At 60.6% G+C, this 25,732-nt stretch carries 26 protein-coding genes; 8 read left to right on the top strand and 18 right to left on the bottom strand.

Annotated elements, in window-relative coordinates; genetic code table 11:
• Positions 1-140 precede the first annotated feature (140 nt).
• The 12 genes from DQ393_RS14795 to DQ393_RS14740 form a co-directional block, all read right to left on the bottom strand.
• Positions 141-1,556 (bottom strand): sensor histidine kinase, encoded by a 1,416-nt coding sequence (locus DQ393_RS14795; RefSeq protein ID WP_112342535.1) that lies wholly within the window; start codon positions 1,554-1,556, stop codon positions 141-143.
• Positions 1,553-2,311, bottom strand: a complete 759-nt coding sequence (locus DQ393_RS14790) for a response regulator transcription factor (RefSeq protein WP_112342534.1) — start codon at positions 2,309-2,311, stop codon at positions 1,553-1,555. The genes DQ393_RS14795 and DQ393_RS14790 overlap by 4 nt, the downstream gene beginning before the upstream one ends.
• Before the next feature lie 201 nt (positions 2,312-2,512).
• Complete coding sequence (locus tag DQ393_RS14785; protein ID WP_112342533.1) at positions 2,513-4,063, bottom strand: Do family serine endopeptidase; 1,551 nt, start codon at positions 4,061-4,063, stop codon at positions 2,513-2,515.
• 183 nt (positions 4,064-4,246) lie between these two features.
• A complete protein-coding gene (locus DQ393_RS14780; RefSeq protein ID WP_112342532.1) occupies positions 4,247-4,702 on the bottom strand; it encodes a cytochrome c-type biogenesis protein in 456 nt (151 codons plus the stop codon).
• Positions 4,703-4,914: 212 nt separating this feature from the next.
• Positions 4,915-6,903 (bottom strand): heme lyase CcmF/NrfE family subunit, encoded by a 1,989-nt coding sequence (locus DQ393_RS14775; protein WP_112342531.1) that lies wholly within the window; start codon positions 6,901-6,903, stop codon positions 4,915-4,917.
• Complete coding sequence (gene ccmE, locus DQ393_RS14770; RefSeq protein WP_112342530.1) at positions 6,900-7,349, bottom strand: cytochrome c maturation protein CcmE; 450 nt, start codon at positions 7,347-7,349, stop codon at positions 6,900-6,902. Before ccmE ends, DQ393_RS14775 begins: the two co-directional genes overlap by 4 nt.
• Positions 7,346-8,488 carry a c-type cytochrome biogenesis protein CcmI gene (gene ccmI / locus DQ393_RS14765; RefSeq protein WP_112342529.1) on the bottom strand — a complete coding sequence of 381 codons (1,143 nt, stop codon included), beginning with the start codon at positions 8,486-8,488 and terminating at the stop codon, positions 7,346-7,348. The genes ccmE and ccmI overlap by 4 nt, the downstream gene beginning before the upstream one ends.
• A gap of 95 nt (positions 8,489-8,583) precedes the next feature.
• The gene (locus DQ393_RS14760; RefSeq protein ID WP_112342528.1) at positions 8,584-9,015 is read right to left on the bottom strand and encodes a hypothetical protein; all 432 of its coding nucleotides are present in this window, start codon (positions 9,013-9,015) and stop codon (positions 8,584-8,586) included.
• A 90-nt stretch (positions 9,016-9,105) separates the two neighbouring features.
• Positions 9,106-10,503 (bottom strand): ATP-binding protein, encoded by a 1,398-nt coding sequence (locus DQ393_RS14755; RefSeq protein ID WP_112342527.1) that lies wholly within the window; start codon positions 10,501-10,503, stop codon positions 9,106-9,108.
• The gene (locus tag DQ393_RS14750) at positions 10,493-11,164 is read right to left on the bottom strand and encodes a response regulator transcription factor (protein ID WP_015339225.1); all 672 of its coding nucleotides are present in this window, start codon (positions 11,162-11,164) and stop codon (positions 10,493-10,495) included. Before DQ393_RS14750 ends, DQ393_RS14755 begins: the two co-directional genes overlap by 11 nt.
• 137 nt (positions 11,165-11,301) lie before the next feature.
• A complete protein-coding gene (locus tag DQ393_RS14745; protein WP_112342526.1) occupies positions 11,302-11,556 on the bottom strand; it encodes a hypothetical protein in 255 nt (84 codons plus the stop codon).
• Positions 11,557-12,148: 592 nt separating this feature from the next.
• The gene (locus DQ393_RS14740; RefSeq protein ID WP_112342525.1) at positions 12,149-12,457 is read right to left on the bottom strand and encodes a Dabb family protein; all 309 of its coding nucleotides are present in this window, start codon (positions 12,455-12,457) and stop codon (positions 12,149-12,151) included.
• Positions 12,458-12,606: 149 nt separating this feature from the next.
• Between DQ393_RS14740 and DQ393_RS14735 the strand changes: the two genes are divergently transcribed.
• On the top strand, positions 12,607-12,936 hold the full coding sequence (locus DQ393_RS14735; RefSeq protein WP_113251793.1) for an MmcQ/YjbR family DNA-binding protein: 330 nt from the start codon (positions 12,607-12,609) through the stop codon (positions 12,934-12,936).
• On the opposite strand, the gene DQ393_RS14730 is transcribed toward DQ393_RS14735, so the two are convergent.
• Positions 12,914-13,402, bottom strand: a complete 489-nt coding sequence (locus DQ393_RS14730; protein ID WP_112342523.1) for a YcgN family cysteine cluster protein — start codon at positions 13,400-13,402, stop codon at positions 12,914-12,916. The genes DQ393_RS14735 and DQ393_RS14730 overlap by 23 nt on opposite strands.
• Positions 13,403-13,568: 166 nt before the next feature.
• On the opposite strand from DQ393_RS14730, the gene DQ393_RS14725 reads away from it, so the two are divergent.
• The 3 genes from DQ393_RS14725 (at position 13,569) to DQ393_RS14715 (ending at position 17,161) form a co-directional block, all read left to right on the top strand.
• The gene (locus tag DQ393_RS14725; RefSeq protein WP_112342522.1) at positions 13,569-15,767 is read left to right on the top strand and encodes a transglycosylase domain-containing protein; all 2,199 of its coding nucleotides are present in this window, start codon (positions 13,569-13,571) and stop codon (positions 15,765-15,767) included.
• Positions 15,768-16,032: 265 nt separating this feature from the next.
• Positions 16,033-16,620, top strand: a complete 588-nt coding sequence (locus DQ393_RS14720; protein WP_112342521.1) for a DUF1214 domain-containing protein — start codon at positions 16,033-16,035, stop codon at positions 16,618-16,620.
• Entirely contained in the window at positions 16,613-17,161 is a 549-nt protein-coding gene (locus DQ393_RS14715) for a DUF1254 domain-containing protein (protein ID WP_112342520.1), read from the top strand. Before DQ393_RS14720 ends, DQ393_RS14715 begins: the two co-directional genes overlap by 8 nt.
• Before the next feature lie 141 nt (positions 17,162-17,302).
• Here the strand turns inward: DQ393_RS14715 and DQ393_RS33445 are convergent, their stop codons facing one another.
• Positions 17,303-17,470, bottom strand: a complete 168-nt coding sequence (locus DQ393_RS33445; protein WP_169644805.1) for a hypothetical protein — start codon at positions 17,468-17,470, stop codon at positions 17,303-17,305.
• Positions 17,471-17,990: 520 nt separating this feature from the next.
• On the opposite strand from DQ393_RS33445, the gene DQ393_RS14710 reads away from it, so the two are divergent.
• Both DQ393_RS14710 and DQ393_RS14705 read left to right on the top strand, forming a co-directional pair.
• Positions 17,991-18,197 (top strand): hypothetical protein, encoded by a 207-nt coding sequence (locus DQ393_RS14710; protein ID WP_112342519.1) that lies wholly within the window; start codon positions 17,991-17,993, stop codon positions 18,195-18,197.
• A gap of 455 nt (positions 18,198-18,652) precedes the next feature.
• Positions 18,653-19,660 (top strand): DUF2336 domain-containing protein, encoded by a 1,008-nt coding sequence (locus DQ393_RS14705; protein ID WP_112342545.1) that lies wholly within the window; start codon positions 18,653-18,655, stop codon positions 19,658-19,660.
• A gap of 7 nt (positions 19,661-19,667) precedes the next feature.
• Here DQ393_RS14705 and DQ393_RS14700 read toward each other — a convergent pair whose 3' ends face one another.
• From DQ393_RS14700 to DQ393_RS14690, 3 genes are all read right to left on the bottom strand, one after another.
• The gene (locus DQ393_RS14700; RefSeq protein ID WP_112342544.1) at positions 19,668-20,027 is read right to left on the bottom strand and encodes a DUF1491 family protein; all 360 of its coding nucleotides are present in this window, start codon (positions 20,025-20,027) and stop codon (positions 19,668-19,670) included.
• Between the two features lie 94 nt (positions 20,028-20,121).
• Positions 20,122-21,159: a peptidoglycan-binding domain-containing protein gene (locus DQ393_RS14695; RefSeq protein WP_112342518.1), complete on the bottom strand. Its 1,038-nt coding sequence runs from the start codon at positions 21,157-21,159 to the stop codon at positions 20,122-20,124.
• Positions 21,131-22,666, bottom strand: coding sequence for a sensor histidine kinase (locus DQ393_RS14690; RefSeq protein WP_181592354.1), 1,536 nt, complete (start codon positions 22,664-22,666; stop codon positions 21,131-21,133). The genes DQ393_RS14695 and DQ393_RS14690 overlap by 29 nt, the downstream gene beginning before the upstream one ends.
• 470 nt (positions 22,667-23,136) lie before the next feature.
• Between DQ393_RS14690 and DQ393_RS14685 the strand changes: the two genes are divergently transcribed.
• Together DQ393_RS14685 and DQ393_RS14680 are read left to right on the top strand one after the other, a co-directional pair.
• Positions 23,137-23,601, top strand: coding sequence for a DUF5330 domain-containing protein (locus tag DQ393_RS14685; RefSeq protein ID WP_112342516.1), 465 nt, complete (start codon positions 23,137-23,139; stop codon positions 23,599-23,601).
• 130 nt (positions 23,602-23,731) lie between these two features.
• Positions 23,732-24,154 (top strand): SufE family protein, encoded by a 423-nt coding sequence (locus DQ393_RS14680; protein ID WP_112342515.1) that lies wholly within the window; start codon positions 23,732-23,734, stop codon positions 24,152-24,154.
• Between the two features lie 154 nt (positions 24,155-24,308).
• Here DQ393_RS14680 and DQ393_RS14675 read toward each other — a convergent pair whose 3' ends face one another.
• Positions 24,309-25,679, bottom strand: a complete 1,371-nt coding sequence (locus DQ393_RS14675; protein WP_112340028.1) for an IS1182 family transposase — start codon at positions 25,677-25,679, stop codon at positions 24,309-24,311.
• Positions 25,680-25,732: the final 53 nt, after the last annotated feature.

Here is a 25,732-nt window from a genome sequence, read left to right as displayed (position 1 = left end):
ACAGCAAGCGGATAGAGCATGATGCCGAAAAATGTCAGGGGATTTCGGACAACATCATGCTCTACTTCTTTTATGCTAGAGCGGATCCAGATTTGAGGTCGTTTCGACCTAAAATCGTCCGGCTCCAGTGCAGGATTAACCTATTGTTTCTGCATGGGGAAGATCATGGTGACCGTTAATCCCTTGGCATCGGGATTGTCAGGATCGGTATCGGAAAGCTCCAGCCGGCCGCCATGCAGCTCCATGACCGCCTCGACCAGAGCGAGGCCAAGACCGGTTCCCGGCTTGGAACGGCTTTCGTCCAGGCGGAAGAAACGCTTGACCACATCAGCGCGCTGATGGACGGGAATACCAGGCCCATGGTCTGCGACGGCGAGCGTCACCGCATCGGGCGTGCGTGCCAGCCTGAAGGTTATCGCCTGCTTGCCGTTGCAGCCCGAAGCGTATTTGAGGGCATTGTCGATGAGGTTGAAAAGCGCCTGGCCGATCAGCTCGCGATTGCCCTGCACCTCGACATCGGGCTCGATATCCGCCGTCAGCGCCAGGCCAGCCTCTTCGGCAACCGGCTCATAGAGTTCGGCCGTATCGGCGACGATGGAGGAAAGATCGACATCGGTCATTTCAGCGGCCACCGATCCCGCCTCGACGCGGGAAATCATCAGGAGTGCATTGAAGGTGCGGATCAGCTGATCGGACTCGCCGATGATGCCCTCAAGAGCGACGCGACGACCCTCGCTATCGGCATTGTCGAGCGCATCGGCGGCCTTGTTGCGCAGGCGCGTGAGCGGGGTCTTGAGATCATGCGCGATATTGTCGGAGACCTGTCGCAACCCTTCGTTCAGTTTCTCGATGCGCTCGAGCATCGCATTCAGCGATTCCGACATGCGGTCGAACTCATCGCCGGAGCCGCCGACCGGCAGGCGCTGGGAAAGGTCGCCAGCCATGATCTTGCGGCTGGCGTCCGTCATCCGGTCGATGCGCTTCAGCGCGTTGCGGCCGATACCGAACCAGATGACCAGCGCACCGAGACCCATGATCGCAAGCGCCAGCATCAGCGCCTGGCGCACCAGCACACGGAAGCGCTCCGGCTCGCCGAGATCACGGCCGATCAGGATGCGCAAGCCATTGTCGAGGATGAAGATATTGGCGATCGCCAGATGGCGCCGCTCCGGATCGTTGGAAGCATCCGTATAGCGCTCGTAGACGAAAGGCAGCTCCGTCCAGCCGGCCTGGCCGAGCACGCCGGGCTGCACGGAAGCGACGTTGCCGGCCAGGATATCGCCGGAAGGACCGGCAATGACATAGAGATTAGCTCCCGGCTGGCGGGCGCGGCGCTCCATGGTGCGCAGAAGCAGGTTCAGACCGCCGATGTCGTAGGCACGCTTGACCTGATTGACTTCCTGCTGGACTGCATCGCGGATCTGCCCCGTCAACAGCCGTTCGGACATGGCCGTGACATAGAAGACCAGCGTCGCGGCACAGAGAGAAAAAAGCAGGATGTAGAGGGCGGAAAGGCGGACTGCGGTGGACTTGAAGAGGACGCGGAAGCGACTCATCCCTCGTCCTTGATCATGTATCCGGCGCCACGGATCGTCTTCAGCAGAGGCTGACTGAAATCCTTCTCGATCTTGGAGCGCAGGCGCGAAACATGGACGTCGATGACGTTCGTCTGCGGATCGAAATGATAATCCCAGACATTCTCGAGCAGCATGGTGCGGGTGACGACCTGGCCGGCATTCTTCATCAGATATTCCAACAGGCGGAATTCGCGCGGCTGCAGCAGGATTTCCTTGCCGCCGCGGCGCACCTCATGCGAAAGCCTGTCCAGTTCCAGATCGCCGACGCGATAAAGGACATCCTGCTCCGGCGTTCCCTTGCGGCGGCCAAGCACTTCGACGCGCGCCAGAAGTTCGCTGAAGGCGTAGGGCTTCGGCAGATAATCGTCACCGCCCGCGCGCAGGCCCGTGACGCGATCGTCGACCTGGCCGAGCGCGGAAAGGATCAGAACCGGCGTATGCACACCCTTGCGGCGCAGCTCGCTGATAACGGACAATCCGTCGCGGCGCGGCAGCATGCGGTCAATGATGGCGACATCGTAAGTGTTCTCAGTGGCCATGAAGAGACCACTCTCCCCATCGCTTGCGTGATCGGCAATGATGCCGGCCTCGCGAAACGCCTTGGTGAGATAGGCCGCCGCCTCGAGATCGTCTTCGATGATGAGAATCTTCATGTGGGCGACATTACCCGCCGAGGGTGTCTCGGCACAACCAGAATCGGAAGAATTCATGGCGTGTTGGCCAGTGGTTGTCATCTTGCACCTGCCTTGGAACCAGCCTTATTGAACGTCCTGGAGCGGTTCAGTTTTTCACGGAATCTCGCAACCGCCCTATCGCTTTGTTTTCGCGCCATTCCAGGAAAACCGCTCAGCACTTTTCCCAGAATGGCTCTAAAGAAGAAGCCGCGCAAGCCGTGGCCTGCGCGGCTTCCTGAATGCATTCACACGCTGAAGGGATCAGCCGGCGTTGATCGGCAGAGCAACGAAGCGGCTGCCGTCACCAGACTGGATCTGGAACAGGGCGCGTGTGCGACCGTCCTTCTTTGCCTGTTCGATGACCTTGACGATGTCGCCGGCGCTCGAGACCTGCTGGTTGTTGACCGAGGTGATCTTCTCGCCTTCCTTCACGCCCTTGTCGGCGGCATCGGAATCGGGATCGACGCCGGTGATCGCGACGCCCTTGCCATCATCGGACGGGCCGACGGTGAGGCCGAGATCCGCGAGCGCCTTTTCAGAGGACGGCTGCTGCGGCTGGCTCGGCTGCGAGTCATCGCTGGAGGCCTGGTTCTGATCGGCCGGCAGCGTGCCGAGCTCGACCGTGACCGACTGCGACTTGCCAGCGCGCCAGATCGAAACGTCGACCTTGGAGCCCGGCTGCATCGCACCGATACGGCGAGCAAGATCGCGCGGATCCTTGACCGGCTCGCCATTGACGGCGGTGACGACGTCGCCATTCTTGATGCCGGCCTTCTGGCCCGGCGAACCATCCTGCGGGGAGACCACGAGGGCACCGCTCGCTTCGGAAAGGCCGAGGGATTCGGCGATATCCTTGGTGACGGGCTGGATCTGTACGCCGAGCCAGCCGCGCGAAACCGTGCCGGTCTTGATCAGGTCGGCGACGACATCCTTGGCGGTCGTCGCCGGAATTGCGAAGGCGATGCCGACACTGCCGCCCGACTGCGAGAAGATGGCAGTGTTGATGCCGACCACCTGGCCGTTGAGGTTGAAGGTCGGACCACCGGAGTTGCCCTTGTTCACCGGTGCATCGATCTGGATGTAATCGTCGTAGGGACCGGAATGAATGTCGCGGCCGCGCGCCGATACGATACCCGCGGTGACGGTGCCGCCGAGGCCGAACGGATTGCCGACGGCAACGACCCAATCACCGACGCGGACCTTGGCGTCGTCCGCCCAGCCGACATAGGTGAACTTCTTGCCCTTGGGATCGACCTTCAGGACCGCGAGATCGGTGCGGCTATCCTTGCCGACGAGCTTGGCGTCAAGCTCGGTGCCGTCATTGAGAACGACGACGAAGGCGGCGCCATCGGAAACGACGTGGTTGTTGGTGACGATATAGCCATCTTCCGAGACGAAGAAGCCCGATCCTTGAGCGACCGGACGCAGATGGCCCTTGTCATCGGAATTCTTCTGCTGGTTCTGGCCACGCTGGCCGCGGCCCTGCTGCTGCTCGAACTGGCGGAAGAACTTCTTCAGCGGGTGATCATCCGGAAGGTCATCGAAGCCACGGCCGAGACCGAAGGAGTCGTCTTCATCCGCAGCCGCATTGACGCGGGATTCGACGCGAACCGAGACGACGGCCGGCGACACGGCATCGACCACATTGGCGAAGCTCGGAACCTGCGGCGCCTGAACATTGACGGCATCGGCATAGGAACGGCTGACTTCGGCCGGAACACCCGTGGCCAGAGCAGCAACAGCGAGGCCGGCGACGACCGAGGCCTTCATAGCGGTGCTGCGGGACAGGCTGTCCTTGATATTCCTGAACATATGCAAGTTACCTTTTCTTTTCTCGTCGGATTTGCGCCGGCGAAACCGGCTTTGGTTCGTAGTGATAAGTATATAGGGCGCGACACCTTACGGCGAACTGTCCGCCCCATGAAAAATTCGTAATGTAAAGAAGTGGTGGCAATGAGGTGAAGGAATGACGGGAGGTGAAGAATGACGGCGACGTCACTTTTCCAGGATCTCGTTCAATTGCGCCTCTTCCTCGTCGCTCAGAGGCTTGCCGGTGGGCTTGCCGGCGCGACGGCGCGCATAGACGACCAAGGCCAATCCGCCGACAATGAAGAGCAGGATCGGCGCGCCCCAGAGTATATAGGTCTTTTCGCTCAAGCGCGGCTTGAGCAGCACGAACTCGCCGTAGCGGGAAACGATGTAGTCGAGCACCTGCCGATCCGTATCGCCGCCGGCAAGGCGCTTGCGCACCAGCAGGCGCAGGTCGCGGGCAAGATCGGCATTGGAATCATCGATGGACTGGTTCTGGCAGACCATGCAGCGCAGTTCGGCCGAAATCGTGCGCGCCCGCGCCTCCAGAGCCGGATCGGACAGAACCTCATCGGGATTGACGGCGAAGGCGGGGGCTGCGGCAAAGAGCAATGCCAGCAGCATAAGCAGGCGGGCGAACACCGCTACCTTCTTCCCCGCCCCGCTATTCTTGACGCGGAATACCCCCTCATCCGCCCTTCGGGCACCTTCTCCCCGAGGGGAGAAGGGAAAACCGCCGCAGTCTTGGTTGACCGGCCTTTGTTCGATACCGGCATCACAGCGACAATCTCCCCTTCTCCCCTCGGGGAGAAGGGGCCCCGCAGGGGCGGATGAGGGGGTGACAATTAAACCTGTCATTCGGCCGGCTCCATGGCAGGGCGAACCGGTTTCGCCTTGCGGCTCGGTGCCCCGACGCGCAGGCGGCGGTCGCTGAGCGACACGAAGCCGCCGATGGCCATGACGAGCGCGCCCAACCAGATGCAGAGAATGAACGGTTTCCACCAGATGCGCACGACCATGCCGCCATCCTTGCTGGCATCGCCGACCGATACATAAAGCTGGCTGAGCCCAAGGGTCAGAATGCCGGACTCCGTGGTGGCCGTACGGCTTGCAGTAAAGACGCGTTTGGCGGAGGACATTTCCGCAAAGGCAACCCCGCCACGGCTGACGGTGAAGCGGGCACGATCCTCGGTGAAATTGGGACCGACACCGGGCTGCACGCCTTCGAAGCGAAGGCTGTAACCGCCGAGCTCGGCGGTCTCACCCGGTTTCATGCTGGTGATGTTCTCGCCCTCGAAGGTCGTCACCGCAATGATGCCAAGCACGGAGACACCGAGTCCCGCATGAGCCAGCGCGGTCCCGAAAGCCGAACGCGGCAGCCCGCTGAGGCGCCGCCAGGCCACATTCGCAGCTACCTTGCCGACGCCGGCACGATACCAGAGATCGGCCAAGGCGCCGAAGATCAGGAAGAAGCCGGCGGCAAGGCCGAGGACGGCCAGGACCGGGCCGCCATGCCTGATGTAAAACAGAACCAGTCCGGCGATGAAGGCCAATCCTGCCACGACATAGAGCCGCTGCAATGCGCCGAGCAGGTCGCCGCGCTTCCAGGCCAGCAACGGGCCGAACGGCACGGCAATGAGGATCGGCGTCATCAGCAATCCGAATGTCATATTGAAGAAGGGCGGACCGACAGAGATCTTGTCGCCGGTCAGCGTTTCGAGCGCTAGTGGATAGAGCGTGCCCGTCAGCACCGTACCGCAGGCGACCGTCAGGATGAGGTTGTTCAGCACCAGTGCGCCCTCGCGCGAGATCGGCGCAAACAATCCGCCGGCGGCAAGTTTCGGCGCTCGGAAAGCGAAGAGCGACAAGGCCCCGCCGATGAAGATCAGCAGAATGCAGAGAATGAAAATGCCGCGCGTCGGATCGCTGGCGAAGGAATGGACCGAGGTCAGCACGCCGGACCGCACGAGGAAGGTGCCGAGGAGCGACAACGAGAAGGTGAGGATCGCCAGCAGCACGGTCCAGATCTTCAGGGCGTCGCGCTTTTCCATGACCAGCGCCGAATGCAGCAGCGCCGTGCCGGCAAGCCAGGGCATGAAAGAGGCGTTTTCCACCGGATCCCAGAACCACCAGCCGCCCCAGCCGAGCTCGTAATAGGCCCAGTAGGAGCCCATGGCGATGCCGAGCGTCAGGAAGCTCCAGGCAGCGAGCGTCCAGGGGCGGACCCAGCGCGCCCAGGCGGCGTCGATGCGGCCTTCCAGCAATGCCGCGACGGCGAAAGAGAAGCAGACGGAAAAGCCGACGTAGCCGAGATAGAGCAAGGGTGGATGGATCGCCAGACCGATATCCTGCAGCACTGGATTGAGATCCTTGCCCTCAGCCGGTGCCGGATTGAGCCGAATGAAGGGATTGGAGGTGAGCAGGATAAAGACCAGAAAGGCCGAGGAGATCCACGATTGCACGGCGAGCACATTGGCGCGCAGCACATCGGGCAGATTGCGCCCGAACAGGGCAACGAACGCGCTGAACAGCGCCAGGATCAGCAGCCAGAGCATCATCGATCCCTCGTGATTGCCCCAGACGCCGGAGATCTTGAAGATCAGCGGCATCAGCGAATGGGAGTTGGCCCAAACGTTGAGCACCGAGAAATCGGAGGCGACATAGGCGTAGGTCAGCACGCCGAAGGAAAAAGCGACCAGCAGGAACATGAGGATCGCGCCGACCGGGGCGATATCCATCATCGACACGTCGCCGCGCTTGGCGCCGATCACAGGAAGGATGGAGACGATGAGCGCCGTCGCAAGCGCCAGCACGAGAGCATAATGTCCGAGCTCGATGATCATCGGGTGGCCTCCTCGCCCTTCCAGACGCCATCGGCCTTCAGCTTATCGGCGACCTGCTTCGGCATATAGCGCTCATCATGCTTGGCGAGCACGCTATCGGCGACGAAAACGTCGCTGCCCGGCTCGAACTTGCCTTCGGTGACGACGCCCTGCCCTTCGCGAAACAGGTCCGGCAGAATGCCGTCGTACTTGACCTTGATCGTGTCGGTACCGTCGGTGACGGAGAACTGCACTTGCGTACCTTGACCGCGCACGATCGATCCCTCGCCGACAAGCCCGCCGAGGCGGATCAGCGTCCCGGCATTGACCGGTGTCTTGGCGAGATCCGTCGGCATATAGAAATAGGCGACCGACTGGCTGAAGGCGAACAGCACGAGCAGCACGGCGGCGGCGATGAAGCCCATGCCGCCGGCAATCACAGCAAGACGTTTCTGCTTGCGGGTCATTGCTGCGTCTCCTCCGTCGGCAATCCCAATTCCTTCGCCAGCGCCAGAAGCTGCTGGCCTTCCCCTCCATCGGCCGGAAAGGCCGCGAGACCGCGCTTCAATGCATCCGCCGCGCGCTCGCGATCATTCAGCACCGCATAGGAGCGGATGAGCCGCATCCAGCCCTCGAAATTCTTCGGATCCTCCTTGAGCTTCGCATCGAGACTATCGACCATGCCGCGGATCATCTGCTGACGATCGCCGCTGCTGAGCGCGTTCGCCGCGGCGACATCCTCCGCCGTCGGATTGCCGGGTGCATTGCCGTTGGCGGATGCCATCGCCTGGCCGCCATTCTTGATGATATGCTCATTGACCGCGGCAAGCCAGGGTGCGTCGGGCGGCGATTGTTTCGCCAATGCCTCAAAGGCGGTCTTCGCATCGGCCGCCTTGCCTTCCTGCTCCAGCGCCAGCGCCAGATAGAACAGCGTGCGCGGATTGGCGGCATCGAGCGCCAGCGATTGCTGCAGCACGCCGCGCGCCTCCGCCGTCACAATGCCATTGGCCTTGACGACCAGCACCTCGCCCAGATCGCCGAGGCGAGATGCACTAGGCCCCTCCAGGCGAATGAGGTTGCGATAGGCAAGCTCGGCATCGCCGATGCGATTGGTCTTGAAATAGATCGGCGCCAGGACCTCCCAGCCCTTGGCGTCATCCGGGTTCTTGGCCAGATGCTGCTCGATCTTGACGATCGAGATGGCGAGATCGTTTCCGGGCTTCTCGAGCCGTGCTTCCAGCGGCTGCGCCGGCAGGCCGGGATCGCCATTGACGAGATAGAGACAGAGACCTACAGCCGGAAGAAGGACGATGATGAAGGCCTGGGCAAGGCGATAGCTGCCACGGGCAGGCGATTTCGCTATCGTCTTCTCATCCTTGGCAACAGCGATGAGACGCCGTCCGATTTCGGCGCGGGCATAGCCGGCCTCCTGCGCGGAGATGAGGCCGCCGGCAAGGTCCCGGTCCAGTTCGCTGAGCTGATCGCGATAGACTTCGGCCTCTCCGGAACGACGGTCCTCCGCCTCCTTCGCACCACGGAGAAGGGGATAGAGGAGCACAGCGCCGACAACCGCCGTAAGAACGGCCACGAGAATCCAGAACAGCATAGACGCCCAATACTTTAACGGGGCGCTTATTCCAACCGGGAAAGGCCATCTGACGAAGATTTGAGGCGTTTGGCCGCGCCTTTCAGTGCAGACGCCTATTCGAGCGGCGTCCAGGTGCCGTCGTCATTGCGGCAGGCCGCGCCCCTTGCCATCGTGGGTTTGCCGTCGACGGTAACGGTATGGGTGTATTGCCGACAATTCTGCGAACCGACCTGGTAAGGTGCTGCAGGGACGACCTCGCCGCTGGCATCCCTGCCCTTCCAAGCCACGGGTTGGCCGAGAGGTGAGGTCTCAAGCGCCCGGTATTCCGCTTCCAGCGCACGCTGCTTGTCGTTGTCGCTGAGCTTGACGCCGGTGCGCTCGACAATGCCACCATCAAGGGCATTGATGAAGGTTGCGGAGGCTGGCGGCTTCGCAGACGAGAACAGGCTCTTGCCGCCCCCCAAGCCGCTCGTCGTCGAGCAACCAGAAAGCGCAAGCGCGGCGAAAAGAGAGGGAGCGACCAGAGAAAAGGTACGAAGCTTCATACAACCGAACCAGTATCAAAAAGCAAAACCATAGGTACTGCGCTGCGGCATCATCATGACCCACAACGTCTTTTGGCATCATGCCGTGCCTCACGCAACATCCTTCGTCAGGCCCGGCAAAATTAGGCTGGCGCGAAGCCCTCCCCAGGCGCCTCGAGACAATTCGAGCCGGCCTTGATATTCGTTGGTGATCTCGCTGACAATCGACAGGCCGAGACCGGTGCCCGGCTTGCTTTCATCGAGCCGGCGGCCGCGCTTCATCGCCTCGCGAATCTGATCCGGCTCAAGCCCTGGGCCATCGTCTTCAACCACGAGTTCCACCCAATGACGGCGCACGGGATCGATGCCCTTGATCTCCGGCGGCGCTTCGCTTGCCGAAAGGCGCACCTTGCGTTCGGCAAAGCGGGCGGCATTTTCCAGGAGATTGCCGACCGTCTCCTCCAGATCCTGCTGCTCCATGGCGAGCGCGAGATTGGGCGAGACGGAGAGTTCGAACTCCTTGTCTGCATTCAGCCGCCGCATGACGCGAACAAGCCGCTCCAGCGCCGGCTCGGCCTCGGTGCGAGCCAGCACGGATTCACGCTGCGCGGCGATGCGGGCGCGATTGAGGTAGGATTGCACCTGCCCCTGCATGACTTCGGCCTGGTTCTTCACCAGATCGCCATGCGAGCGCTCGAGCACACGGGATTCGTTGAGCAGCACCGCGATCGGCGTTTTCAACGAGTGCGCGAGATTGCCAACCTGCATGCGAGCGCGCTCGACGATACGCCTATTGCTTTCGATCAGCGCATTGACCTCGTTGGCAAGCGGCAGGATTTCGCGCGGGAAATCTCCTTGCAGGCGTTCGCTCTCACCGGCGCGGATGCGCTCCAGTGCAGCGCGGGCCTTATCGAGCGGTTTCAGGCCATAGAGAATGGCGAGCGCATTGACGATCAGACTGCCGACACCGAAGCCGACCAGTGAGAAATAAAGGCTATGGGAGAAATTACGGACATCGTCCTCCACGACGGCAATATTACCGGTAACGCGGAAGCGCGCAGCGCGACCGTCTGTGTCGAGTACGACTTCGGTTTCCGCCACTTGCACGCGGTTTCCGAAGGCGTCGGTGACGATGTAAGAGCGCTGGTATTGCTTGTCGAAGGGTGCTTCTAACACCGACAGCACCGGCAGGCTTGACGCGCCGAGCGACGGCGAGACCAGCGGTGTCGCGGTGTAGGTGCCGAGCGGCTCGACCATCCAGTACCAGCCGGTCTTCGGCTGGGCGAAACGCAGGTCGCCAAGCTTCGGGTCACCCAACAGTGCGCCCTGGTCGCCGATCGTCACCGAGTTGATGACACTGGAGAGCTGCGCACGTAGCAGATCCTGAAAGCCGCGTTCGGCACTCTTGCGGTAGATATTCGAGATGACGAGCCCGATCACCACTAGCGCCACGGCGGACCAGAGCGTGGTCAGCAGCAGGACACGAGCGGTAAGCGACTTAATTCGCATTGGTTGGAGCTTGGATTCGGTAACCAAGGCCACGGACCGTTTCGATCAGATCGACACCCATTTTCTTGCGCAGGCGACCGACGAAGACCTCGATCGTATTGGAATCGCGGTCGAAATCCTGGTCGTACATATGTTCGACAAGCTCGGTGCGCGAGACCACCTCACCCTTGTGATGCATGAGATAGGCAAGCAGACGATATTCATGAGACGTGAGCTTGAGCGGCTTGCCGTCGACGGTCGCCTTCGAGCTCTTGGTATCGAGCCGAACGGGGCCGCAGACGATTTCCGAGGAGGCATGGCCGGCGGCACGGCGGATGAGCGCGCGGATGCGTGCCAGCACTTCCTCGACGTGGAAGGGCTTCGCCACATAGTCATCCGCGCCGGCATCGATGCCCGCCACCTTGTCGCTCCACCGGTCGCGGGCGGTCAGCAGCAGCACCGGCACCGTGCGCCCGGCACCGCGCCATTTCTCGAGTACTGTGATGCCATCCATTTCCGGCAGGCCGATATCGAGGATGATCGCGTCATAGGGTTCCGTATCGCCGAGAAAATGGCCTTCCTCACCATCAAAGGCCGTATCGACAACGTAGCCTGCCTCCTTCAAAGCCTCGGCAAGCTGGCGATTCAAATTGATATCGTCTTCGACTATGAGAATGCGCATGTCTGGATCCAATTTCCCCGGTTCGAAAAACAGTACTGTAAATCGTGCTGCAGTGGAATCACGGAAACAATAAGATTTTGTGTGGGATTCAAGGCTTTAGATTGTCGATTGCACGTCGGCGCCCTGCCCGCCCCGCGTCACATCGGCACTTTCATCGTCACCTTGCGCGGGCGCTGCCCGTTGCCCTGCACGAGAACGGTTACGATGCAGCTGTCGCCGGACGGTTGTGCGGATAGAAGCTGTCCTCCGGTCTTTTCGACGACCTCGGCGGCAGCCTCGCTACAGTCGCTGTTGGCGCGAGCCACCAGGGTCGACGTCGGCGCTGGCGCCGGCAGAACAGCCGAGCCGGCCATGACGAGGGCCGCCGCTGCTATGCTTGAAAATGAGGCCATGCTTCGGACTTCCCACAGGGATATTGACTTGGGGATTATTTACCCAAACACGTCTGAATGGCAAATGAATGGGCTGTAATTTTCGGCCTGTTAAGCAAGCGAGGCACGCAACCTGCATCTTAACCATTTGAAATGATTGGATGCAAATCGGCGATCTTGCCACGACGGCAACCGATTGGCGTTCCATCGCCCCGCATCGATACAATCTATCAGCGATATGCCCGTGATGGCACATATTGGACGTCGAAGCATCCTTCTTCGAGCTGCAAGCTCAGCCATTTTTAATCATTCTTGCTTATCATCTGCCCGTGGGTGCGACATGAGCAGGCACGCCACCATAGGCCGATGCGAACCGGCCTTCAGGCGCTTTGCCGAGGTGAGGCGCCGGGATTTCCATGAGTCCTTTGAATCGCTTGAGGCGATTTCTTCTGAAACTGAATCCGCAACCTCAAAGGTTGATTGAAGAACCTCGCGAAAAGAATCCGGTCACCGACAATTGGATTCCGCTCGTATACTCAATCCCTTGAAATACTTGGCCATTGAAATATCTGAGCATTGAAATGCCCGGCGGGAACCGGCCACAAGATTACGCTCAAAACGGCTCGCGAACGGCCGTCACGGTCTCGTAATCGGCAGCGATCCGCATCTCGCGCAGCGGACGAACGCGCTCGATGGACCGCTGATAGTTTGGATGTGCCTTGTAGGCGGCAAGCGCCGCCTCATCATCGAACTCGCCATAGACGACAAGGTCGACTTCGGTTCCGAGCTGATCGGTCTTCACATTCGTGCCGATTTCCAAGAGCCGCGCATGCGGGATGGCTGTCAGGATCGAGAGGCCGGAGCGGACCTCTTCGAGATTGGCACGATCGGGAACGGTGAAGAAGACGATATGGCGGATCACGCGGCGGCTCCTTGTGCGTATGCGAGGGCATGGCGCGATACCATGCGTCCAGGCGCAATTCAATAAACCGGCTGCCTCGCCTTCCGCGACCGTTTCGTCGCCGGCCTGCCATTTACCGCATGGCGCCCAGGCGTGCTATCATCTCGGCCATGACCGACGAAGATCTTATATCCCTTGCCCTTGGCCTGCCGGAGGCAGCAGAGAGCTCACACTTCGGGACCCGCGACTTTCGTGTTCGGGGCAAGATATTCATGACCCTTCCGAGTCCGGATTTCTGTGTCGTCAAGCTGACACCCGACCAGCAGCAAATGGCATTGGCAACCATGCCGGACGACGTCATGGCCGTGCCAGGTGGCTGGGGTCTGAAGGGCTTTACCCGGCTGTTTCATCACGACGCCGATCAAGCAACGATCGAGGCGCTGATGCATCGCGCATGGCGGAACGTGGCGCCGAAATCTATGGCTTTGCCGGAGGATTAGGTTCCATATCGTCTTCGACCGTCAGCGGCCAGTCGACGACGTAATCCTCGAAATCGTCGAGATCGACATCGTTCTCGCTCACCGTACGTCCACGGGCGGAAACGCCGGCGATATGCACGGTTTCCGGATCGCCGGAGACCAACGGATGCCACCAGTAAAGATCGCGGCCGTCATTGACGAGGCGGTAGGCGCAGGTGGGCGGAAGCCACTCCAGCTCCGGAACCTTCTCCGGCGTCAGCTGCACACAGTCGGGGACGAAATCCCACCGGTTCGGATAGCTCGTGCAGCGACAGCTCTCGCCATCCATCAGCTTGCAGCGGATCGAGGTGAAATAGACATCACCCGTATCCCACTCCTCGAGTTTGTTGAGACAGCAGAGGCCGCAGCCATCGCACAGGTTTTCCCATTCCGACGGGCTCATTTCCGTCAGGGTCTTGGTTTTCCAGAAGGGCAATTCGTCTGTCATCATCGTCTTCCTCGCCACCCGTCAGGGAGAATTCGGGCTGCGGCATGCATGTCTCTTGTTCTTTTCTCTAAATCAACCAATTATTCAAATAGCCGTTCTATGAGATAATGAGCTTTGTGTGTGCCGCAAGGAAGCACGCAGCAGTAGTGTGGTCGGGAAGTAGAGCGTGGAAGACCCATCCAATCCAGAAAACGGGCCGAAGGCGGAGCCTGAGACCCAGAAGGACAGCCGGGCCGAAAAGCCGCAGCGGCGGAAACGCTATTTCTTTCTGCGCCTCGATTCATGGATCGACTCCACTTTATGGAATGCCGGTTTCGGGCTTGCGGAAGCCTGGGAGGAGATCACGATCTTCTTCCGCCGCTTCCGCGTACGTGGCTGGAAACGCATCGTTTTCGAGCTGCTCGGCGAAGGTTTGACGCTGGGTGCGGCGGGCTCGGTCGTCATGCTGATGCTCGCCATGCCGGCCTTCGAGGCGACGCAGGGCGACTGGCGCAATCGCGGCAATTTCGCCGTCACCTTCCTCGACCGCTATGGCAATGTCATCGGTCACCGCGGCATCATTCACGAGAACTCCGTGCCGGTCGACCAGCTGCCGGATTATTTCGTCAAGGCGGTGCTCGCAACCGAGGACCGCCGCTTCTTCGACCATTTCGGCATCGACGCGATCGGCCTGTTCCGCGCGGTGACCGTGAACGCACAGGCCGGCGGCGTCGTCCAGGGCGGCTCGACGCTGACGCAGCAGCTTGCCAAGAACATCTTCCTCAGCAACGAGCGCTCCATCGACCGCAAGATCAAGGAAGCCTTCCTGGCGATCTGGCTCGAGGCCAATCTCTCCAAGAAGGAAATCCTGAGCCTCTATCTCGACCGCACCTACATGGGCGGCGGCACCTTCGGCGCGGCGGCGGCCGCGCAATTCTATTTCGGCAAGAGCATCACCGACGTCAATCTGGCGGAAGCCGCGATGCTTGCTGGCCTCTTCAAGGCGCCGGCGAAATATGCGCCACACGTCAATCTGCCGGCGGCGCGCGCCCGCGCCAACGATGTGCTTTCCAACCTCGTGCAAAGCGGGCTGATGACCGAGGGGCAAGTGATCGCCGCACGCCGCAATCCGGCCTCCGTTGTCGACCGCGCCCAGATCGAATCCCCGGACTATTTCCTCGACTGGGCCTTCGACGAAGTGCAGCGGCTCGCGACGCGCTTCCCCGAGCGCTCGCTGATCGTTCGAACCACCATCGATATGGGATTGCAGAAAGCGGCGGAGGATTCCATCCAATCCAGCCTGATGGAATTCGGCGAACGTTACCACGCCAAGCAGGGCGCCAGCGTCATGATCGAAAATGGCGGCGCCGTTCGCGCCATGGTCGGTGGCAGCGATTACGGCGAAAGCCAGTTCAATCGCGCGACCAAGGCACTGCGCCAGCCGGGCTCCTCCTTCAAGATCTACACTTACTCCGTCGCTATGGAGAACGGCATGACGCCGACATCCACCATCGTCGACGCGCCGATCAGCTGGGGCAACTGGAGCCCGCATAACTACGAGAACCGCTATGAAGGCAAGGTGACGCTGACGCAGGCGCTCACCCAGTCGATCAATACGATCCCGGTGCGGCTGGCGAAAGAGAAGTTCGGCATTCAGCCCATTCGCAACATGGCCAAAGCCATGGGCGTGGAAACGCCGATCCGCAACGACAAGACCATTCCGATCGGCACCTCGGAGGTGACCGTTCTCGACCAGGCGACGGCCTATGCCGTCTTCCCGGCCAACGGCATGCAGTCGCGGCGTCATGGCATCGACCAGATCACCGCCTACGATGGCAAGGTGCTCTACGATTTCAGCCACGACGAGCAACCGGCCAGACGGGTCCTCAGCGAAAAAGCCACGTCCTACATGAACCAGATGCTGACACAGGTTCCGGTCATCGGCACCGGCCGCAGGGCAGCGCTCGACAACGGCATCGTGGTCGGCGGCAAGACCGGCACCACGCAGGCCTATCGCGATGCCTGGTTCATCGGCTTTACCGGCAACTACACCTGTGCCGTCTGGTTCGGCAACGACGATTACACGTCGACGAACAACATGACGGGCGGCACGCTGCCGGCTATGACCTTCAAGAAGATCATGGACTACGCGCATCAGGGCATCGTGCTGAAACCCATTCCCGGCATCAGCAACCCGTTCCCGGTGCAGAAGCCGCAAACCGTCGCGGCCAAGAAGCCGGCCGATGCCTCCACCACTCCCAGCCTGCCTCCCCTCATCCGGCCGCGCTCGCTCTCGGTGGATTCCACGAATATCCTGCGCGATATCGGCGAAAGGCTGAAGGCTGCGAACCGGCTCGGCGTGCAGAAGGTAGCGACGGCGGAATAAAGATCATCCGAGGAGAGATGATAGCGGAGGCTGCATAAGCGCCCCCCGCATGTTTTCCAATGAAAATATAAGGGAATGCGGTGATCGCAATACGGCCGGCCGACTGGCGAATGGTCCGACGGCAGTCGGTGTTTCGGCCGAAGGCTGCTTTGTTCGCTCAACTGCGGCATTCTGTATGATTGTAGCCTGAAAGCGGCTCGCCCTTCCCCCTACCGACAGAATCAGGAATAAATCGATACCGATTTGTCACGAGGACGATCCCAGAGTGTTCCGAGTTCCCCTTCTTGTTGCGCTTTCGCTTGTCATCGCCTTCGGCGGCGGGATCATGTTCACGCTCCTGGCGCTGGATGCGACCTCCGGCTTCGGCGCGATCAAGCTCGGTGCCTGGCAGGCCTTTCCGGAAATGCAGACAGCCGATGCGGACCCTTATGCGAAATCCCACAGGGCTCGTGCCGGACGCTTGCTCTATGGCACTGCGGAAGGGCTCGTGTTTACCGCGTCCGATGATGATACCGGCGCGCGGCTGACGGCATCCTGCAGCTACCGTATCAGTGGTCAGACACCGCCGGCGAGGCTATGGACACTGTTCATCGCCGGCAATGACGGGCGGCCGATCGAAGGTGCTACCGGACGACCTTCGACCATCAATTCCTGGATCGTCCTGCGCAATGCGGATTCAAGCTTCAGCATCACGGTTTCACCCAATGCCCAGGCGGGCAACTGGCTTGCCCTGCCCCCCGCCGGCAATTTCCGTCTCGTGTGGACGCTGCTGGATTCACCGGCAGCCGGCAATTCCGGCCTGATCGATCTTGGCATGCCGAAACTCGAAAAAATCGGGTGTGGCAATGTTTAGATTCGTTTTCGCGATCCTGACCGGCCTGTTCGGCGCGGCACTGCTCCACATTGTCATCATTCTCTCCTTGCCGCATTTTTCCGACCGCGATGCCTATACCCGCGTCTCGGACGAGGGGGACGAGAACCATTTCTACATGCTCGACGACAAGGATGACGAGGCGGGGCTTTCCAACACCGATCCCTATATCCGGACCGCCGTCTGCGCATTCGACATCGAGGACACCCCTGTCCACTTGACGGCGAAAGGCAAAGTGCCGTTCTGGTCGCTCGCCATCTATGATGCCGCATCGAATGAAGTGTTCAGCATGAGTGACCGCACATCCGTCGGTGGCGCACTCGATTTGTTGCTGGCATCCCCCGTCCAGCTCACGGGCATACGCAAGGCGTTGCCGCCAGCGCTTGCCCAATCGATCCTGGTGGAAGTGCCGCGTGTCCAAGGCTACGCGGTGCTGCATACGATGGCACCGCAAGGCAGCTTTGATAACGCCGCCCGCGAATTCCTATCGGAAGCGGGTTGCGACGAATTTGATAATGGCTGAGATGGCTGAGCGCCGAGATAATCAGGCTTCGGGCGACAAAAGGTTCTGCGCGATCTTACGCGCCGGCGCGCCGCGACGGGGAGACCGCTGAACCATAGCGGCAACCGGGAGATGCGCGAAAGGACGCACCCCACCCGGGCATCACTTGCCTTTTGCCCGCTTCGGCCCGGCTCCCGGTCGATGGGTGGGCGTATCCAAATGTTCGTAGCGCACGCCGGTAAACAAAAGAATCTTTGCTTCCACCGGTTCCTTCTGGGCGCGCGGCGTCATGCGCAATCGCCAATCCGAAAGAGATATAATCTTTGCCATTCTCGTCTCCATTTACGTCTCGAGACGGATGAACTTGCGACTTGATTTCACCCTGCCCGCCGCTGAAGCGGGCCAACGCTTCCTCCATTTCAGCCTGGTTCTCTGGGCTGCAACAGAGACATTCGCGCCTTCTCACGGCATTTCCCGACACCGTGGCATGGCCTGCCGCTTGCGACCTCCATGCTCTCCCTACACTCAATCAACTCTGCCGATCGCTGCTTCCAGCCGGAATTCAGACATATCGCAGTTAACAGAATGCTAATCGTCGTCGCTCGCCATCCTTGGCATGAGTCGTCATGCCCTAATAACGCTGCGACAGCGGCTTTGGTTTCATCGGCCGGCGAAAAACCGCCGACGCCGACTTTGCTCGGAAATCAAGCGATATCATATTCTTAAGTAAACGGAGGATGTTGCCGGCAAATGGAAATTCAGCCAATCCGTTGCAGAAAAACGTCACGCAAATATTATTTGCGCTCACGAAAAATTAACGTATTGTAATGTCGAAATTCGAGGGCGATCAATGACTGTGGCGGGCAGTTCCGTCTTTTCTCCAGAGGACGTCACCGTCCTGCGCGGTGCGCTTGGTGAGTGGTGCCTGGAAAAGCGGATCGATATAAAAAGTGCCGAAGCCGAGTTCGCGGCCACAGCGGCGATCGGTCTTTTTCAATCGGGCTACAACACTTCTGAAAAACTGCTCGCCGCCATGCGCGAGCACAAAGGCCTCTGACCTATCCTTATTCCTGTCACGACACCAGCCGAAGCCCAGACTGCGTTTCGCAGACATGGCGGCATGCCTCTGGCAACTCTTTCCAATCAATACCTGCATAGGTTGATTATCGATGCTGGCGCGCGCCTGGCGAAAGGTTATCCACACGGAGGCTTGGTCGGCTAAATCCCGTGGACATGGCCGATCTCAGGCGGCCGCTTCCGCGCAAGCTTAACGCGTAATTTTTATTCGGATTTTAATAAAGTTTTCACGAACCATTAACCTTGGCGGCCTTAGTCTTTTGCGGAAAGCCAGATAAGGACGACCGTGTCCATACCCGTTTCGACAATCGCCGCCGGAGACGCCTTCTTCATCGAAAGGGCCATCCGGCACGATCGGAAAGAAGCGCCGCGGGATCCATGGTCGACCATCCGGCTCCCTGCTTTTTTGTTCCGAGTATCAGTATGGGTGTTGGCGTGCGTGACCGGTTTCGAGACCTTGAAGAGCCTGCGACAGTCCGTAAGAAGGACGTGGTTCTGATGGCGACGATTACCAGCTTCGAAAGCATGGGACACCCATCCAAATCGGAATTGCGCCAATTCGCCGAGCTTTTCACACCCGTCTTCCAGGCGTCTTCGGAGGAAGCGAAGCGACAGGCGGTCGCCGCCCTCTCCCAATGCCAGACAGTGCCTCAGGCGGTTGCGCTGTTCATCGGTTGCCAGCCGATCTCCATCGCCGCCCCCTTCCTCATGAGTTCGCAGGCGATCGATGACGATACGCTGATCACCATCGCCCGCACCCAGGGCGCAGCCCATGCGCGGGCCATCGTCCGCCGGTCGTCCCTCTCCCCCAAGGTCATCGACGCTCTGGTCGGATTGCATCAGGCCGAACCGGAGCGCGGCAGGACGGTGGCGGAGCAGCAAGCGGAAGCTGTTTCGACGCAGGCAGACGCAATGGAAAACGAGCGGCTCGCGCGCGAAGAGACATTGCGCCAGCAGATCAAGCAGGTCGCCCGCCACATGGGCCGCGACGACGAGGATCGTCTCGGGCTGCGCAGCCTCAGCGAAACACAGGAAGCCCTGCTCGTGCGTTTCGCCCGCGAACGCGACGCCCGGCAATTTGCGACAACGCTCGCTGACGCACTCTCCTCCAGCCACTGGCTCGCGGAGCGCATTTTGCTCGACACATCTGGCCAGCAGCTTGCCGTCACGCTCGTCAGCCTCGGAATGGGCATCGCGGATGCCGTCTATTCACTCGAGCGCTTCTATCCGCATCTGGCGGAGCGGCACGGTAGCGTCAGCCGGGCTTGGCTGGTGCTCGACGATATCGATGCGGAAGAGAGCCAGGCTCGCGTCGAGGCATGGCGCCGTGCCGACCGCTACACCTATCTGCCGCAGGAAAAGCCGGCGGAGCGGCCTGCACAGCCATTGTTTGGCGCGAAGTCAGGATCCATCCGTGAATTGCGGGTGGTAAACCGTCGGTAAAGACGGCTCAATCCAACGGATTGGCGCGCAAACCGGCTAAAGGGACGATATCGCCGATATCGTCCGTCTCCAGCTCGACGACCCACAAATCCGGATCGAACTTCAGCTCGCGATCGAGGGTTTCGCGAATATCCTGCGGCTCCTTCCGCTCGATGCGAATTTCGAAGAGCCGTGTCCCGCTCTCTTCCTCGTCGAACAGGCTTTGCGGAGCGGGCGCATAAAGGGTTTCCGTGCCATCGCGGAAACGCTGCCGAATGAAGATAGCACCCGCATGCTCCTCGCCCTTTCGCTCGACGGCGGCAAAATCGCCACGGGCGAACAGGCGGCGGACAAGAGCGGAAACAAAGATGTCGCTGCGCAATCTCATAAGCGAGCTATAGCGGCGAGCGGCGACCAAGGCAATTCAAGCCGGCCGGGAGTGCATTTATACGCGGAATTTGCGGGTATGCTTCCGGTAGGCCTCAGAGCGCGCCGATATCCTGAAGTTTCTTCAGCACCGCCATATTCGGCTCGCCGGTCTCCGGCAGGCGGTAGTGCTTCTCGAAGCGGCGGATGGCGGCTTTCGTCTGCTCCCCGGCAACGCCGTCGATGCTGACATTGCTGTAGGCAATGTTGCTCAGGCCCTTCTGGATTTGCATGACCAGATTGACCTTGTTGACTGTGTCGCTCGGGGCGGCTTTTACCGCGACGGCGCCGGTCTTCAGATTCTTCTCCGCATTCTGAATGGCAGCGGCAACGGGATCGATCGCGCCTGCGGTGGCGGACACGTTGACAGGACGTTCGACAGGTACGGCAGCAGTTGTTCCTGCCCTGCCGTTGACCGATGTCGTATCGGGGCCATTGCCGGCTTTCAGAGCCGCCAGAAGCTCCGGCGTCGGGACGCCGGTCTGCGCCAGGCCCGAGGCCTCCTGGAAGAAGAGAATGGCTGATGTCGTGCGCGATCCGGGCTTTCCGTCGGCAACGCCATCATAAAGCCCGCGACGGATAAGTTCCGCCTGCACATCGGCGACCAGCTTCGATGGAGCGGCGGATGACTGCGCTGCGGGCGGGCTCGCTGCCTGCCCGCCTGACGAGGATGTGGCGGGATTGGAAGCCGAATCCTGCCGCTCTATCCGAAATGTCGTGACGTTGCCGGCATCGGCCTGCTGTGCATGCAGAAACGATCTGCGGCCGGGAATCTGATAGGGCGAGCCGGGGTCGCGGGTACGCAGCATGGGCGATGGGTGCGTACCGCTCTGGTACCAGAGTGCGTTCGCGGTTACGAAGCCGAAAACCCCGAAGAAGAGCGCGACGCCGCCGGCGACGACGGGATGACGACCGACCGCGCCGCCGATCAGACCGGTGAGCGCTCCTACGCCGCGAAGGCCGAGACCACCCAGCGCAGTACTGCCGCGCAGGCTCAGGCTGCCCAGGGCAACCGCTCCACGAGAAGCGAGACCGGGCTGCCTGCGCCTGCCCTTTCCTCTTCCCTTAGGCGATTTTCGCTTTTGCGGGGCCATTCATCCCTTCCTTGTTTCGCCCTTCGTTCGTCTCCGTTGTATGTTTCAGACGTGGCGGAAAATCGACGGGGCGATTGACATCCACAGGCTGTTGCACCGCCACGACCCCCGAGCCGTCAAACGGGATCAGAATGGTGATCACCGTGCCTTCACCTGGTGCGCTGGCGATGGAAAAACTTCCGCCGTGCAGGCCGACGAGGCCCTTGACCAGAGACAGGCCGAGACCGGTGCCGGCATATCGGCGCGTATAGTCGTTCTGGATCTGCACGAAGGGCTGACCGAGGGAGGCCAACTGGTCGCTTGCGATGCCAATCCCCGTATCGCCGATCGACAGTTTCAGCATGCCATCGGCCAAAGCCGCATCGATGGTGATCGCGCCGCCGGCGTCGGTGAACTTGATGGCATTGCCGACAAGATTGATGAGGATCTGCTGGATGGCGCGCTGATCGGCAACGATCTCGCCGAGGCCACGCTGGATGCGGCTCGTCAAGGTCAGACCCTTCTCCTTCGCCTGCAGGCCCAGCATCGCTTCGCATGTCGCGATGGATTCCTCGATCGAGAAGGATTCGAGCAGCAATTCGTAGCGCCCCGCCTCGATCTTGCTCATGTCGAGCATGGTATTGACCACCGACAGCAGATGCGCGCCCGACTGGCGGATCAGGCCGACATATTCACGCTGGCGGTTGTTTTCGAGCTTGCCGAAATATTCTCCGCTGAGGATATCGGAGAAGCCCAGGATCGCATTGAGCGGCGTGCGCAGTTCATGGCTGACGGCGGCAAGGAACCGCGATTTCGCATCATTGGCCGATTCCGCCTCGGCCGTCTTGCGCGCCGCATCCTCGCGAAGCTGCTGATCCTGGGAGATGTCGCGCAGCTGGCTGACGATCGCCGTCAGGTGTCCTTCGTCATCGCGGCGTGCCGTCAGCTCCATGCGGACATGGACGAACTGCGCGTCGCCGCCGATGACTGCGGAACGCTCCAGGCGCAGATCGACGCTGTGAGAATCCCTGCCCTGACGCAGCACATCGATCGCCTGCAGGAAGATGATGCGGTCCGAGACGTGGATTTGCTCGACGAAGCCGCGGCCCGTCGGATCACGCATCCAGCTCAGGAATTCGACCCGATCACGACCGCCGATGGTCGTCACGTTTCCTTGCGGATCAAGCAGCAATACCAAGCCGAAGGCAGCTTCCAGCATCAGGTCGCGGTGCTCGACGACGACGGCATCCGCAGGAAGGGACGAGGGCCGCTGACGCGACAGCGCAATACTGCCGACGGCCGAAAACAGGAAAGCGGCGCAGACCGTGGCGACACCGGCGGGCAGAGCCACGGCCGGGCTGGTGACGAAGGAGAGGCCCACGGGAACAGCAAAGAGGGCAACGGAGGAGACGAGCGCAAGCCGGCGAAGGATCGCCAGCTCCTGTCCATGGACTTCGCCATTCCCGCTCGTCCGGGAAAGCCAGCTTCCGCCCACCCGGTCCACGAAGGCTCCAGCCCCGACAGCCATGTCACTCAATACACGCACACTACAACCCGTCAAAACGGTCACTTATTGGACTGCACAATAGGCCTCGCGGGCTTAAGGAAAGAATAAAGAAGGAACACACCGGATGGCCCAAAAGGCTCCAAAATCCCGTTTTGGCGCAGAATGCGAGACCTTTGTTTTTTGTGGTTAACAGCGGGTAAGCAACGGATTTTATTCGTATTTCCGGCGCGCGTTAACTTTTGCATCAAGGGCTCAAGCCGCAAAGCCCTGCATATCAACGGCATCGGGCGAGACATGCTTAACATCAATCGCTACAATTTGAACCAAATGCTGGTCAAAGCCGGAAAGCTAAAATTTGAATCAAATTAGCGAAAAATGCCGCCGAGTTTTGAAAAGCGCTGTTGTCCTCTGCCGGATAGGCTTCGAAGCAGATCGGGCAGGCAAGCCCGAATCGGCCATCGGGCCGAACGACAGAGAGGATGGGCAAGGCAATGTGGTTTCTGATTAGAGCAGGGTTCTGGTTTTCGCTGGTTCTCATGTTTCTGCCGATCTTCGCAAAGCCCCAGGGCGATCCGCGGCCGGCAGGCGAAGCGACGGTGCAGGTTTCCGACGCGATTTCAGCTGCCTCGGGCGTCGTTCAATATGTCGGCGCCATGTGCACCGAGAAGCCGGATGTCTGCGTAAAGGGTGGCGAAACGCTGACCGCCCTCGGATATCAGGTTGGCGACGGCGCCCGCGTCGCCTACGACATGCTCGGCCGCCACTTCAAGGATCAGCCCGCAAATGCAGCCGCTGATGCGGCATCCACTCACACAAGCGCCGATCAGGTCGCCGCCATGGCCCAGCCGATGCCGGCCAAGCGCGTGACCGGCGCCGAAACGGCCGATGTCGTCGTTACCGGCACGGTCCGGCTGCCATCCTCGGTTCCGCTGCCGATGCCGCGCCCGCGCATCTGACGCTTCTCCATTGGCCCAACCTGAACGCCGTGACCCGCCCATAGTCAGCGGCGTTCTTTTTTTGCCACGGGTTCAAATCGCCTGTCACTTCGCCTATATCCAAGGCACACGGACAATCTGGATCATTGCAATGGCATCGCTTGAAAAGATCATCGACGACTTTTCCTTCCTGGATGACTGGGAGGATCGCTATCGCTACGTGATCGAACTCGGCAAGGCACTGCCGGATCTGCCGGAAGAGAAGCGAACGCTGGAAAACAAGGTGCAGGGCTGCGCGAGCCAAGTCTGGCTCGTCACGCATGCATCCGGCGATCCCGAGAACCCGATCCTGACGTTCGAAGGCGATTCCGACGCTCATATCGTGCGGGGGCTGGTGGCGATCGTGATGGCGACCTATTCGGGCAAGCCCGCCTCTGAAATCGCGGCGCTCGATGCACTCGACGTCTTCGGCAAAATCGGTCTTGTGGAACATCTCTCGTCGCAGCGCGCCAATGGGCTGCGGTCGATGATCAAGCGCATCCGCGAGGAAGCTCGCGTCAGAGCCGCGGCATAGGCTTGGATTTACAGGATCCATAAACAAAAACCCGGCTTGAGAGCCGGGTCAGACTGCTGACAAACCCCGTCAAATTTTGGCGGGGTTTTGTATTTCTGGTGTGTTTGTTTCCTGGGTTGCGGCATTGAAGGGAGATCGGTCCTGCTCCTGTGATTCATGCGAGGCTCGGTTTGGGTGTCTTTGTGAGCGCCATCGCGATCTTCTTGATGTTCTGGGCTGCGGCGGCCATCAGGCACTGGCATCGGACTTTGATGAGACTTCGGAAGCGGGCGTAGCGATGGCCGTGCAGCTGCTTGGCATCGGCAAAGGAACGCTCGACCGTCTCCTTGCGTCTTTTGTAGATCGCCTTGCCCCAGGATGTGAGACGGTGACCGTCGGTGCGCTCGCGGGCATCGGCCCAAACGTGCCGGGTGATGGTGCGGATGGCCTTGCCGTTGGACGTGCACGACGCCAGAAGCGGGCAGGTGCCGCAGATGGCAGGATCGGATGTGTAATGCTTGTAGCCGTTGCGGTCGGTGGTGGCGTAGGTGAGAAGCTGGCCTTGCGGACAGCGATAGCCATCGGCTCGCTGATCGTAGACGAAGCTGTTCTTGCGCATCATGCCGGCTTTGGGCGGGGTCGGATTGCGATAGCCGGTGACACCGAGGATGGCGCGGTCCTCCAGGCCTTGGGCGATGCCTGAGGTGGCATAGCCGGCATCCAGCCCGACAGCCTTCACATCGAAGCCGAAGCGTTGGCACTGCCGGTCGAGCCTGCCGAGATAGACGATGCTGTCATGCACGTTGGCCGGCGTCACATGGGTATCGGTGATGATCGCATGTCGGCCGTCCACCGTGCGATGATCGAGATAGAAGAAGCCCTTCGGCTTGCCGTCACGCACCATGTAGCCGCTCTGGGGATCGGTGCGCGACACCTTGGTCTCCTTGATCTCGGCCTGGCGCTCCCCGTCCTTCAGCGGCTTCTGGCCATGCAGCTTGCGCTCCGCGTCGATCGCCCGGTCGAGGTCGGCCCAGTAGTCGGCACGCGATTTCTCGATCATGGCCAGATCGTATTTGCCCTTGTTGGCATTGGCCTTCAGATGGGTACTGTCCGTATAGAGTACCGTGCCGTCCACCAGCCCGTGGGAAACCGCCTGTTCAACGATGTGGTCGAAGATATCCTGGGCCACCGACGTATCGTTGAAGCGTCGGCGGCGGTTCTGCGACAGGGTCGACGCATCGAACACGCCATCCGTCAGCTTCATCCTGAGAAACCAGCGATAGGCGACATTGACCTCGATCTCGCGCACCAGCTGCCGCTCGGAGCGAATGCCGTAGAGGTAGCCGATGAACAGCGCCTTGAACATCAGCGTCGGATCAAGCGGCGGGCGGCCATTGTCGGCGCAGTACAAGCCGGCAACGCGATCGTGGATGAACGAGAAGTCGATCACCGCGTCTATTCGGCGCAGAAGGTGATCCTTCGGCACAAGACTGTCGAGCGTCACCATCTCGAGAGCCGTCTGTTCGGGAGCAGGTTTCTTCAGCATGTCCCATTGAATCAAAAACCTCCGGCTGACGCCAGAGGTTTGTCAGCAGTCTG

Origin of the sequence: Martinezella tropici, assembly GCF_003287875.1 — a bacterium.
In the GTDB taxonomy this organism is placed as follows: Bacteria; Pseudomonadota; Alphaproteobacteria; order Rhizobiales; family Rhizobiaceae; genus Rhizobium; species Rhizobium tropici_C.
This window is presented reverse-complemented; position numbering and strand designations above follow the sequence as displayed.